Origin of the sequence: Lacinutrix venerupis (genome assembly GCF_003663945.1) — a bacterium.
GTDB classification, from domain to species: domain Bacteria; phylum Bacteroidota; class Bacteroidia; order Flavobacteriales; family Flavobacteriaceae; genus Lacinutrix; species Lacinutrix venerupis.
In genome coordinates, this window is the sequence record NZ_RCCH01000001.1 from 272,832 (window position 1) to 286,188 (window position 13,357).

Sequence of the window (13,357 nt, forward strand, 5' to 3'; positions counted from 1 at the left end):
ACATTAACTATCTCATTTCCATTTAAAAATGTAAATACTAACTGTTTTTAGAAGATAATATGGAGTGTTTTAAATAAAGAAAAAACAAGTGCTATAACAAAGAGCTTTTATTAATTTTTACCCATTGACTAGGTGTAATACCTTCGTTTTTTTTGAAGTAAGTATTAAATACACTTTTAGAATTAAATCCACTGTCATAAGCCAAACCTAAAATAGTAATGTGATTAAATTTTGGATTTAATGCAATAGTTTTAAAATGATTAATACGGTATTGGTTTACAAAATCATTAAAGTTTTTTTTAAAGCTAGAATTAAGTAACCATGACATTTGGTTAGCGTTAATGTCTATTTTTTGAGCCAGTATACGTAACGATAAATCTGAATTTAAAAACAACTGCTCTTCTTCTATTACTTTTATTAACAGTACTTTATATTGCTTTTCTTGAGCTTTAGAAAAGAGTTGTTTAACAATAGCTTCTTTTTTAGAGATATGCGAGTTAGAGCGTTCGAAAATGATTTGTAAATACTCATTAAACCTATCGAACTTTTGCAACGCCAATAATAAAGGATCTACTTTTAATAATGTCATTAATGGCTCTTTATGCAAAATTCCTGTTTCAATAATATCCAGAGCTTTAGTATAACTGCCAATTAATGTATAAATGTAAATTAAAAAAAAGCTTACTCGTTCACGACTTTCAGACTCCATTAAAAGCAATAATGCATTTATGTTAGCTTGAATTTTATCATTTTCTTGCTGTAAACAATAAGCTATAGTAGTCATTATTAAACGCTCTACTTTTGCTCCTTCAATTTCAGGAATATTATTGGCTACATTAATTATTTCTAACGGTTTATTTTGCAAGCTTAAAGCAAGTGCATAAATACCATAACCAACCATAAATTGATTATTTATTTCAAAACAACGATTAAAATATGTATTAATACCAGAAAAATCTTTGTTTACATAGGCATTATAAGCCATGAAATAATTATTTAAATCATTTAATGGATCTAGACTATAAGCTTTTTTAATATGGTAATTAGCATCTGTAAGATTGCCTTCTAAAATTAAAGTGATAAAAAGTTTTTGATGCGCATCTGAATATCCAGGCTTTAACTCAAGTGCTTTTTGTAAATGTTGGCTTGCTGTTTTAAAATCCCATTTTTTATTTAAAGCATTCCATCCATAAGAATGATATACTTCTGGTAGATTTACATTTAATTGATGTGCTTTTTTAAGGTAATTTTCTCCTTTTTTAAAGGCATCCTTTACAGGCATAAGTCCGCCGGCAGCCATACTATTATATGCATAATGTATGTTAATATAAGCTAAGGCAAAATTAGGAAACGCTTCTATTATATTTTTTAAAATAGAAATACCTTTTAAAATGGCTTGCTTGTTAAATTGTGCTGTTAATTTTTTAGCTTTTAAAAACTCTTGATACGCTTGTGTAGAAATGTTAGGATGCTCTACCAATTGTTCTTTAACTTCAAAATGCCCAAAATTCTCTCTTATTTTATCGGCAATTAAAAGACTAATTTCATCTTGAAGTTCAAAAATATTTGAGAGTTCTCTATCAAAATTATTAGACCAAAAATGACTACCATCTGTAGTATTAATTAGTTGTGCAGTAATTCTAATTCTTTTTTTAAAAACTCTTATACTGCCTTCTAAAACTGTTGCTACTCCTAATTGATTCCCTATATGGCGAACATCTATATTTTTATTTTTAAAAGCAAAAGAAGAAGTTCTTGCAATAACTTTTAAGCCTTGAATAGAGGTTAATGCATTAATTATTTCTTCGGTAATACCATCGCAAAAATATTCGTTATCAATATTATTGCTCATATTGACAAAAGGTAATACTGCTATGGATTTCTGGTTAATCAAAGTTTGGTTTTATACAAATTAAAACAAAAAACATAAATTGTTAAATAAGTTGTATAAAATCGTCCTAATATTTTATACATAAATTCATTTAACATAAAATCATGGTTAAGCTAAAATGATATTCTGTGATGTCTGATAAAGCGTATGTACAATCTATATTGGTGTACAAATTACCTTGTTTAAAAAAATGAATGCAATTTCTTTATTAATCTTCATTATTCGATTTTTTAATAATTCTATAAATTCTCTTATTTAAAATCTGAGATAAATTCCAGTTAAGCAATTTTGGATCGGTTGTACTGTAGAAAAAAACCACTACGGCATCTATGTTTTTATAATATTTAGTAAAACTTTGATATCCAGGAACCCACCCATCGTGCTCAAATTTATAAACTGAAGCATATATTTCCTGTTCATTATTTTTAAACACAGTTCCATTATTTAATGCTCTAATAAACTTACCAACATCTTGGGCTGTAGCGTGCATGCCATAATCGTTTGTTTTTAAATCATGTTCATAACCAATATGGTAACCACTCATTACATTATCTATGTTTACTTCATTAACCGAACTGAATGTGTTTTTAAGATTTAAAGGGTTTAAAATTTCTTCTTGAATGAATTTAAAATTAGGATAACCTAAAACATTATCCATTATTTTATTGATAAATAAGTAGTTAGTGTTACAGTATTCATATTTTTTACCTGGTTTAAAGTTTGCTGGTTTACCATCAATTAGAGCTAAACTTTCCTCGAATGTTTCTGTAGGTTCTGCCCAAAAGTCTGGTGTGTCTGTAAAATTTGGAATTCCACTTCTATGTTGAATCATTAATCTTAATGTAATTTTATCTGCATGCTCTACTCTATCGATTAGTTCTGGCAAATAATGTGCAAGTGTTTTATCTAAAGAAAGTTTTCCACTACTTACTAATTTGGTTACAGCAACAGCATCGTATAGTTTACTTATGCTAGCTATTTTATAAAGTGCATCTGGTTTTGCAGGTATTTTTTCTTCTTTATTATGCCAACCTGAAGCATATTTTTTAGGACTTTTTCCGGCTTGATCTACATAAACAACAACACCTTCAAACCCATGATTTACAGCTTCGTCTAATTGTTCTTCGACTGAATTTGGTAAAGGTAAAATCCACGCTTTTACCAATATCCATGGTACAAAGCATAATGAAGCAATAGACCCAACTATTAATATAACTCTAAACATGATTTTTATTTTTTTTTTGTTCATAATCGTTAATATTAAATTTATTTCTGATGCAAATATATTTTGGATTACTAATAGAGTATATTTTTACTTACCGATCTGTAATATTTTATAGATGAATTGTTTTGAGTTATTTTTTTAAATGAATCATTTTAATTTATAACAAAAAAAAGTGCTACTATAAATATAGTAGCACTTTAAAATTAACAACAAAATAAATATTTACTTAGCCGAAATATTTATAGTTAATTCAACTCTTCTGTTACTTGCTCTTCCAGACGCTGTTGTGTTTGGAGCAATAGGTTGAGTTTCTCCTTTACCTGAAATAGAAATAGCATCGTTACTTAAATTTCTTGAAAGAAGGTATGTTTTAATTGCTTGAGCTCTTTTTACAGAAAGGTTATAATTGTAATCATTACTTCCTCTACTATCTGCATGACCTTCAATAGCAATGTTGTACTGCATGTTAGAAATGCTATTTGCAATTTCATCTAATGTTTCTTTAGCATTATCATCTAATTCAACACTATCAAAGCCAAAGTAAACTTTTCTTAAACTTGCTGGTTTAATTTCTGCTGGAGCAGTTGGTGTCTCTACCACTTTTGCAGGACAACCATTATCTGTACCTTTTACTTTAGGACAGTTGTCTTTATTATCTGGGAAACCGTCACCATCTGTATCTGGGCAACCTCCAAATTCAATTAAACCTGCTACTTCTGGACATAAATCGTCTTTATCTGTAACGCCATCACCATCTGCATCTGGACATCCACCAAGACTAGCTAAACCTGCTACTTCTGGACATAAATCAAATTCATTTGGTACACCATCTCCATCAATATCATTATTAACTTCTTCTTTCTTTTCTTTTCCAAACTTGTAAACAAGACCTAAGTTGTGATCCCAGTGTTTTGGTAAATAATCTTCGAAAGTGTGCTTATAAGTTGTTTGTAAGTTAACACCAATTTTATCTGTAAACCAATATTTAGCTCCTATAGATCCATTAACTGTTCCTGCACCAACTAAACTATTAGAAGTGCTAGAGAAAGTGTTATATGGTCCTTCTTCTAACCAAGAATATCCACCACCTACAGCAATAAATGGTTGTAATTTTCCTTGACCAAACTTATAGTTAACCATACCGTCTAATCCGTAATATTTTAAATTGTCTACTAATACGCTTTCATCTGTTTCACCAAACTCACCATATTTACTTATTTCGTTTACAGAACCTTTAGCTGTAATAGATAAGTTATTAGTTAACATTCTAGTTACTCCAACATAAAGACCTAAATTGTAGTGATCGTTTAAATTAAAAAACTCGTCAAAATAGTCACCTTGTGGTGCGTTTTCTCCAACAGGAAAAAGGTTGATAGCACTAAAACCAGCTTCAAAAGACCAACGACTATTTTCTGTAGTAGTTGTTTCTGTTACTACACCTTCTTGCTCTTCTTTATTTAATTTATAAACAATACCTAAATTGTGATCCCAATGTTTTGGTAAGTAATCTTCAAAAACATGCTTGTAAGTAGTTTGCAAATTAATACCAAACCTGTTACTTACCCAATATTTAAGACCAATAGATCCATTTACAGTTCCAGCACCAACTAAGCTGTTAGATGTGCTAGAGAAAGTGTTATATGGTCCTTCTTCTAACCAAGTGTAACCACCACCTACAGCAATAAATGGTTGTAATTTCCCTTGACCAAAGCTATAATTTATCATACCATCTAAACCATAGTATTTTAAATTATCAACTAATACACTTTCATCTGTTTCACCAAACTCACCATATTTACTTATCTCGTTAACTGTACCTTTAGCAGTTATAGATAAGTGCTTGTTGAAGTTTTTAGTAACACCTACATAAGCACCAAAATTATAGTGATCGTTAAGGTTAAAAAATTCGTCGAAATAATCTCCTTGTGGAGTGTTTTCTCCTACAGGAAAAAGATCTACAGCACTAGTACCAATTTCAAAAGACCAATTTTTGTTTGTCTCTTGAGAAAAAGATAACTGAGCAAAAAATGCCAGAAATAATACTATTGCAAAATAATTGTAATTATGTTTCATATAAATTTATTTTTTGAGTGCGCGAATTAACGAAATAACACTGATATAACAAACCTAATTTTTAAATAATTTTCCTACATAAAAACATGTGTTACAGTGGCTATTACGGAATTTATAATTTTAAAGAGGAACTTTTGTTTTTTATTATAAAACAATCATTTTTTAGTAATAAAAAACATGATTTTTGTGATTATTATTACGACTTAAACAGTTGTTAATTTTTGTTTAAATTACTGTTACTTAGATATTATTAGGGTTAAACAGGAAATTATTTAAAATCCTTGATAATTTTTAAAACAAAAAACTTACAAAAAACTATATTCGCGCCATGTGGATGTATTTAGGCTTATTAGCAGCTCTTTTTTTAGGTTTACACAATCTTTGTAAAAAACACGCAGTACAAGGAAACGAAGTTTTTCCAGTGTTATTGGGTACTGTTTCTAGTGGTTTTGTATTTGTACTTGTATTTAAAGTATTATCTATTGTTTATCCAGATTATGCTGCAGAACATGGTTATGTTTTTCAAGACATTTCATTACAAACTCATGCTTTTATTGTGGTAAAATCTATTATTATGGCTGCGTCTTGGGTATTGGCTTATCAAGCTTTAAAACATTTGCCTATAACTATTGTAACTCCAATTAGAAGTGCTGGACCATTTTTCACATTTATTGGTGCAATTTTAATTTATAAAGAAAGCCCTAATTTATACCAATGGTTTGGTTTTTTTATTATTATTTTTTCTGTGATTTTATATTCTAAAATAGGAAAAAAAGAAGGTATTATTTTTAAAAGTAATAAATGGATTTTTGCCATTATAGCAGCTACATTTTTAGGTGCATCAAGCGGATTGTATGATAAGTTTTTAATACAAAGTTTAAGTTTAAATCCACAAACGCTACAATTTTGGTTTTGTTTTTATACAATTTTAATACTACTAATAATACTAAGTATTACTTGGTTTCCTTATGCTTCAAAACGTAAAGCGTTTAAATTTCGTTGGTCTATAATTGCTGTTGGTGTTTTACTACAAGCAGCAGATTATTTTTACTTTAAAGCATTACAAGATCCCGATGCATTAATAATGTTGCTATCGGCAATAAAACGAAGTCAAATAATTATAGCTGTTGTTATTGGAGGTTTAGTATTTAAAGAGCATAATAAACGTAAAAAATTGGTGCCACTAATTGGTATTTTAATAGGTGTGTTCTTGATTTTATATTCTAATAAATAGTTTTTTTGCTACCAATCTATAGGAAAGTAATCTTTTAGAAACTTACCACTCCAATGCTTACCTGTATTTATACCGTCTATTAATGGATCCATTACACGTGCTGCTCCATCTACAATATCTAATGGTGGTTGAAAATCGTGTACCTCTACTTTCTTTTTAGATAATGCTGCCGGATCTTCATCTGTAACCCATCCAGTATCTACTGCATTCATATATATTCCAGATTTAGCAAAAGTTGCTGCAGACGTATGTGTTAGCATATTTAAGGCTGCTTTTGCCATATTGGTATGTGGGTGTCGGTCTTCTTTTTTAAAACGATGAAATTTCCCTTCCATTGCAGACACATTTATAATATGTTTTTTGCCTGTATTTTCTTTCATCATTAAGTTAGATAAACGATTACACAATACAAAAGGAGCTACTGCATTTACAAGTTGTACTTCTACCATTTCTGTAGTTTCAATCTCTCCTAATTTAAGTCTCCAACTATTGGTTTTTCTTAAATCAACTTGTTGTAAATCGGCATCAAGCTTTCCTTCAGGAAACACTTCAGATGTTTGTAAAGAATTATCGAAACTATATGGAATTTGAGAAAGTTCTGCAGAATTTCTAAGTCCTATTCCTGGTTCTGGACCATGCCAAGTTACCGGTAATACGTTATTTTTATTTGCTTTTGATGGACCAATACTTAAACTAGACAATTCGTCTAAACAACTTTCGTGATCTTTTAATAAGGTTTGTGCTAATTTTGGAAGTTTATCTATTGGTAATTTTTCATTTTCCATTAAATGACGATAAAAACCAGATGGTCTTCTAACAGTTTGAGCTGCATTATTAATTAAAATATCTAATCTATCGTATTTTTGCTCTATATAATTACAAAAAATCTCTACACTAGGTATGTGTCTTAAATCTAGGCCATGTATGTGTAAACGATGGCTCCATGTATTATAATCTTCTTCTTTAGAAAAACGAATAGCAGAATCTGCAGGAAAACGTGTTGTTGCAACAACTGTTGCACCAGAACGTAATAACATTAATGTAATATGATATCCTATTTTTAATCGAGAACCTGTAATTACAGCGACTTGGTTTTTTAAATCTGTAGTTTGAAAACGTTTAGCATAATTTAAATCTCCACATTCTGTGCACATAGCATCATAAAAATGATGCAGTTTAGTGTATACTGTTTTACAAACGTAACAGTTTCTTGGCGATTCTAATTCTGGAGTATCTTCATTATTAATTGCTGCTGCGGCTAATAATTTAGGAGCAACAAATAAAGCGGCTTCTCTTGCCGAACGAATTCCCGTAGATTTTCTAGCGTGCTTGTCGCTTTCAATCATTTTACGCTTTGCTGCTTTTTTAGCATCTTTTCGTCTGCGTTGAAACTCATCACGATTTGGTCGTGTTAAAGCTCCTGCTACTTTAAAAAGTTCTATACGTTGTGCTTCTGGTAAATCGAAAAGCTGATTAGTATCATCCAATAAATTTTGAATGGTTTTAATGCAACGCGCTATGTCTTTATTAATTTCGTTTTCCTCCATATATAAAAGCTATTTGCTTTTTTTTGTTTTAGAATTTTCTTTTTTTTCGTTTAAAGTATTTGTGCTCGCTAAATAATTTGCTAAAATTTTATCTACCAATTCTTCTTTTGTTAAATGATGAAAAATGGTTTTAATTTTTCCTTTTAAACCTTCATCTACTTCCCTATTAGGTTTAGTTTTAAATATTTTTTTTGCCCATAATAGTGTGTTATTATCGGCAATACTTTTAGCATCAGGTTTTTTAAAAGGTGTAATAGTAATATCTAATTCTTCTTCAAAATCACTAATATCTTCTATTTCTTCATGTTGTATAATTGTAAGAGAAAGGCCTTTTGCTCCTGCTCTTGCTGTACGTCCACTTCTATGCACATAAGCCTCGTAAGTGTCTGGTAAATGATAATTTACAACCCAAGACAAATTTTTAACATCTATGCCACGAGCAGCTAAATCTGTAGCTACTAATATAGAAATATGTCCTTCTCTAAATTGCTCCATTATACGGTCGCGAATACCTTGTGTTAAACTTCCATGTATTGCTCCAGATGAGAATTTATTAATGGCTAACTTTTTTGCTAATTTATTAACGGCTGCTTTTGTTTTACAAAAAATAATACCACGATTTCCCAAATTAGAATTTAAAAAATGAAGTAATACTTCTAACTTTTCTATAGGCTCAACAACTATATATTGATGATCGATACCTTGATGCCCAAGCGTTTCCATATTAGCTTCAATTTGAATTACATTTTTAGACATGTAATTTTGTATCATTTGCTTAATACTTCCTGGTAAAGTTGCCGTAAATAAGAGCGTTCTTCGCTTTTTTGGTAATGCTTTAATAATAGTATCTACTCCTTCTTTGTGAGCGCTTACCATTTCATCGGCTTCATCTAAAATAAAATAATTTACTTCTGTAATATTTATAGCTTGACGCTCTAACAAATCTGCTAAACGACCAGGTGTTGCAACAATTATATGCGTTGTACTTTTTAGTTTTTCTATTTGTGGTTTTATGGGTATACCACCAAATAGTCCAGAAATTTCCACATCCAAATTATCTGGTTTATAAGATTGTAAGTTATTGAAAATTTGTTGCCCTAATTCTCTTGTTGGTGCTAAAATAACAGCTTGAATATTTTTGTTATTTGCATCTATTAATTGAAGTAATGGTAGGCCAAAAGCAGCTGTTTTTCCTGTTCCTGTTTTTGCTAACGCAACAAGATCTTCTGTTTTATTTAGAATTATAGGAATAACTTTTTCTTGAATATCTGTTGGTACAGAGATTTGTAATGAAGATAAACGTTCTTTAAAGTCGTTATTAATTCCAATATTTAAAAACTGTTTTGACATAAAATATTTTTTTGTAAATATAACTACACTTTTTATAGCACAAGCTTTTGAGCATAAAAAAAGCCCATCTTTTATAGATAGGCTCTTTTTTGAAAATATATGAATATATCTTAGATAACTTTTACGTTAACCGCGTTTAATCCTTTGTTTCCTTCTTGTAAATCAAATTCAACTTGGTCACCTTCTCTAATCTCATCGATTAACCCAGAAATGTGAACAAAATGATCTTTGTCTACACCTTCTTCTGTGATAAATCCAAACCCTTTAGTGTCGTTGAAAAATTTTACTGTTCCTGTACTCATTGTAATGTAATTTAATTTATTAATATATAATAGTTTACAAAGATAGTGCCATTATTATTAGAAAGCACTACTTATTCTATTTAATAAAAATTATTATCGCTTTATGCTATTTAAATATATTACTCATAGCATTAAAAAGCGCTTAATTAAATTAAGGTTACACGTACTTTCTTTTTCTTAAGTCTTGTGTTATTTGTTTTATTAATAACGTCTAATACTTTTGTTTTAGTAACAGCTACAAAAGCACAGTCTTGTTTTAATTCTATTACTCCTAATTCATTACGTTGTAAATCTCCTTGTTTAAAAAATAATCCTGCAATATCTCCTTTAGAAATTTTATCTTTTCTGCCTCCAGATATAAATAAAGTTGCCCAATTGCTATTTATTTTATTTTGCTTCTCCTCTATTTTTTCAATTTCTGAAGTTGTTATAAACTCAGGAAGGTATTCGTTTTCCCATTGTAATACATAAGCTGTTCCATGCGTATTCATCCTAGCGGTTCTACCGTTTCTATGTGTAAACTCTTCTGCTTTTAATGGTAATTGATAGTGAATTATAAAATTTAATTCTGGTATATCTAAGCCTCGGGCAGCTAAATCTGTAGCTATTATAATTTGATGTGTACCATTTCTAAATTTAATTAGCGCTCTTTCTCTATCTATTTGTTCTAAACCACCATAGAACGTGCCATGCGGTATGTTATTATCTTCTAAAAAATCGCTAACATATTGAATAGTGTCTTTAAAATTGCAAAAAATAATACCAGGCTTATTACCTATATGGTGCAATAAATTGACTAATGTTTGTAATTTATTTTTGTCTGGAGAAATTACTTTTTTAATTACTAGATTGGAAATTTTTGTATCTAAATAATCTATAATTATTTCGTTTTCGAGACCTATAAATCTTGGTATTTCCATATCTTGAGTTGCAGAAGTTAATACTCGACGTTTAATATTTGGTAAACTGGCTAAAATCTCGCTCATTTCTTTTTCAAAACCAATTTCAAGCGATTTATCAAACTCATCTAATACTAATGTTTCTATATCTTTAACTAAGAAAGTTTCTCGTCTTAAGTGATCTGCCACACGACCTGGAGTTCCTATTAATATTGCAGGAGCATGTGCTAATTCTATTTTATCTTTAGAAAAAGGTCTTCCTCCATAAACAGCATTAGCTTTAAAACCTGTTCCCATTTCACGAATAACCTGCTCAATTTGAATTGCTAATTCTCGAGATGGAACTAAAATTAATAGTTGCACATTTTCACATTTCAAATCTAAATTCTCAAGTGTAGGCAATAAAAAAGCAACTGTTTTACCTGTTCCTGTAGGTGATAGCAAAACTGTATTTGCAGTAGAATTTATTGATAGTAAAGCTTCTTCCTGCATAGGATTTAAGGCTTCTATATTCAATTTATTTAAAATTGCTTTTTGAGATTTTTTCTGACTTGACATGCTTTAATTTTTGGCAAAGATAGATACAGTTTTACAAATTATAATCGTGATAGTAAACTATCTTTAACACCTTTAAACCATTCTTCTTTTAAAATACTTAAAACTATACTGTCTCGTCTAGAACCATTGGGAGTTGCACAGTTTTGCCTTAAAACACCTTCAACTGTACAACCAATACTTTTCATTGCTGCAATACTTTTTTTGTTATTATTATCTGCTCTAAACTCAACACGTTCTATATTAAGTTCTTCGAAAGCGAACGACAACATTAAGTATTTACAATTTTTATTTAATCCTGTACCATGAAAAGCTTTACCATACCAAGTATAACCTAATTGCAGTGTTTTAAATTTTTCGTTATAATCGTAGAAACGTGTGCTTCCGGCATATTTACTTGTTTGCTTATCGAAAACTAAAAAAGGATAAGATTTTTTATCAGCTTTATCTTTTAATGCATTATCAATATAAGTCTTCATATTTTTTAGCCCGTCTGCTGGTTGTAAAGAATATTGCCAAAGCGTAGATTCGTTAATAGCAAAAGTTGATAATATATTAAAATCTTCAGCTTTTAAAGGTGATAGTTTTACTCTATCATTTTCTAAAATATATTCTGAATTAAATTGTAAAGTACTCATATATAATATTTTTAACAAAAAAATTAATAGTAGTAAAAATACAAGTTATAATAACAAAAAATCTTCAAAGGATTAATCTTTGAAGGTTTTTAGTTAATTTATTTTATTTATGTAAAAGTATCGACTTTACATTAACAAATTCTTTTATTCCAAAGCCACCATGTTCTCTACCATAACCAGAGTCTTTTATGCCTCCAAATGGCATGTTTGGTACTGCTAAACCATACGAATTTATGTTAATCATTCCGGTATCGAAATGGTTTTTTGCTAAATTGACTGCCTTTTTTTCATCTTTAGAAAAGATACCGCCACCTAAACCAAATCTACTATCATTAGCAATACGCATAGCATCATCATTATCTTTTGCTTTAATTAAAGAAGCTATTGGTCCAAAAAGTTCTTCGTCGTATGCAGGTTGCCCTGGTTTTACATTGTCTAGAACAGTGGATGGATAATAAAACCCTTTTTGTTCTGGTATTTCTCCACCACAAAGTACATTTGCTCCTTTGGTAACACTATCTTTTAACTGGTTATGCAGTTTAGTTCTTAAATCTTTTCTAGCCATTGGGCCTAATTGAGATTTTGAATCTGTTGGGTCACCATATTTTATGTTTTTCATAGCTTCAACAAATGCATTCTTAAAATCACTGTAAGCACTTTCTACTACAACAAAACGTTTAGCTGCAACACAAGTTTCTCCATTATTATAAATTCTACCTTCAACAGATTTTTTTACAGCAAGTTCAATATCTGCATCGTCTAAAACTAAATACGCATCATTACTACCTAATTCTAAAACAGTTTTTTTAAGCGCCTCTCCAGCTTTTGCTGCTATCTTTTTTCCAGCTCCAGAGCTACCTGTAAGTGTTACACCTCTTACTTTATCATGTTCTATAATTTTATCTGATGTGTCATGATTAATTATAAGAACTGTAAATAGATTTTTTGGCAATCCTGCTTTTTCGAAAAGAGATTTTAATTTTAATGCACTTCCAGTAACGTTTTGAGCGTGTTTTAACAGCACGCCATTTCCTGCCATTAAATTAACTATAGCATAACGCATGGCTTGATAAATTGGAAAATTCCATGGTTGAATACCGTAAATAACACCAATTGGTGCATATTGTATAATACCTTTTCCTCCATCAGGTAACTCTCTTTCTTCATCTTGTAATTGCTTGACACCTTCTTTGGCTGTAAAATCACATATGCCAGCGCATAATTTAACTTCTTGATGTCCTTGTTTTACAAGTTTACCCATTTCGGCAGTCATTAATTCTGCTAATTCTTCTTTAGAATCTATTAATGCTTTACCTATTGCTTTAATTATTTTAGCACGCTCTTTAATGTCTGTTTTTTTCCAATTTAAAAAAGCTTTGTGACAGCTTTCTACTGCATCTTTTGCTTCGGACTCTGTTAAATATTTATACTCTTTAATCTTTTCTTCGGTAGCAGGATTTATTGTTATAAACCCATTCTCTATTTCTCTTTCCATTATTTAAATTTTTGGTTATTTTTTTAAGTTAGACAATACTTAAAACAATAGCAATGACTTTAAGATTACCTTAGTACCATTTTATGATTATCTTATGAGAAAGATGATTAATTAACATTTAAAGAGTATAAATTTTAAGAAACTTTAT

The 13,357-nt window shown here is 29.8% G+C and carries 10 protein-coding genes; 1 reads left to right on the top strand and 9 read right to left on the bottom strand.

Annotated features, from left to right (window positions below):
• Window positions 1-91: 91 nt before the first annotated feature.
• From CLV86_RS01275 to CLV86_RS01285, 3 genes are all read right to left on the bottom strand, one after another.
• Entirely contained in the window at window positions 92-1,852 is a 1,761-nt protein-coding gene (locus CLV86_RS01275; RefSeq protein WP_121048711.1) for a helix-turn-helix domain-containing protein, read from the bottom strand.
• A gap of 247 nt (window positions 1,853-2,099) precedes the next feature.
• The gene (locus CLV86_RS01280) at window positions 2,100-3,116 is read right to left on the bottom strand and encodes a serine hydrolase domain-containing protein (RefSeq protein WP_249037435.1); all 1,017 of its coding nucleotides are present in this window, start codon (window positions 3,114-3,116) and stop codon (window positions 2,100-2,102) included.
• A 222-nt stretch (window positions 3,117-3,338) separates the two neighbouring features.
• Complete coding sequence (locus tag CLV86_RS01285) at window positions 3,339-5,189, bottom strand: OmpA family protein (RefSeq protein ID WP_121048716.1); 1,851 nt, start codon at window positions 5,187-5,189, stop codon at window positions 3,339-3,341.
• 328 nt (window positions 5,190-5,517) lie between these two features.
• Between CLV86_RS01285 and CLV86_RS01290 the strand changes: the two genes are divergently transcribed.
• Entirely contained in the window at window positions 5,518-6,423 is a 906-nt protein-coding gene (locus CLV86_RS01290; protein WP_076733206.1) for an EamA family transporter, read from the top strand.
• Between the two features lie 8 nt (window positions 6,424-6,431).
• Here CLV86_RS01290 and CLV86_RS01295 read toward each other — a convergent pair whose 3' ends face one another.
• From CLV86_RS01295 to CLV86_RS01320, 6 genes are all read right to left on the bottom strand, one after another.
• On the bottom strand, window positions 6,432-7,970 hold the full coding sequence (locus tag CLV86_RS01295) for an SDR family NAD(P)-dependent oxidoreductase (protein WP_121048720.1): 1,539 nt from the start codon (window positions 7,968-7,970) through the stop codon (window positions 6,432-6,434).
• 9 nt (window positions 7,971-7,979) lie between these two features.
• Window positions 7,980-9,320, bottom strand: coding sequence for a DEAD/DEAH box helicase (locus tag CLV86_RS01300; protein WP_121048723.1), 1,341 nt, complete (start codon window positions 9,318-9,320; stop codon window positions 7,980-7,982).
• A gap of 110 nt (window positions 9,321-9,430) precedes the next feature.
• On the bottom strand, window positions 9,431-9,622 hold the full coding sequence (locus tag CLV86_RS01305) for a cold-shock protein (RefSeq protein WP_055444847.1): 192 nt from the start codon (window positions 9,620-9,622) through the stop codon (window positions 9,431-9,433).
• A gap of 146 nt (window positions 9,623-9,768) precedes the next feature.
• Entirely contained in the window at window positions 9,769-11,079 is a 1,311-nt protein-coding gene (locus CLV86_RS01310) for a DEAD/DEAH box helicase (protein WP_121048726.1), read from the bottom strand.
• Window positions 11,080-11,117: 38 nt separating this feature from the next.
• Window positions 11,118-11,714 (bottom strand): GNAT family N-acetyltransferase, encoded by a 597-nt coding sequence (locus tag CLV86_RS01315; protein ID WP_121048729.1) that lies wholly within the window; start codon window positions 11,712-11,714, stop codon window positions 11,118-11,120.
• 103 nt (window positions 11,715-11,817) lie between these two features.
• Window positions 11,818-13,209 (bottom strand): NAD-dependent succinate-semialdehyde dehydrogenase, encoded by a 1,392-nt coding sequence (locus CLV86_RS01320; RefSeq protein ID WP_121048733.1) that lies wholly within the window; start codon window positions 13,207-13,209, stop codon window positions 11,818-11,820.
• Between the last annotated feature and the right edge of the window lie 148 nt (window positions 13,210-13,357).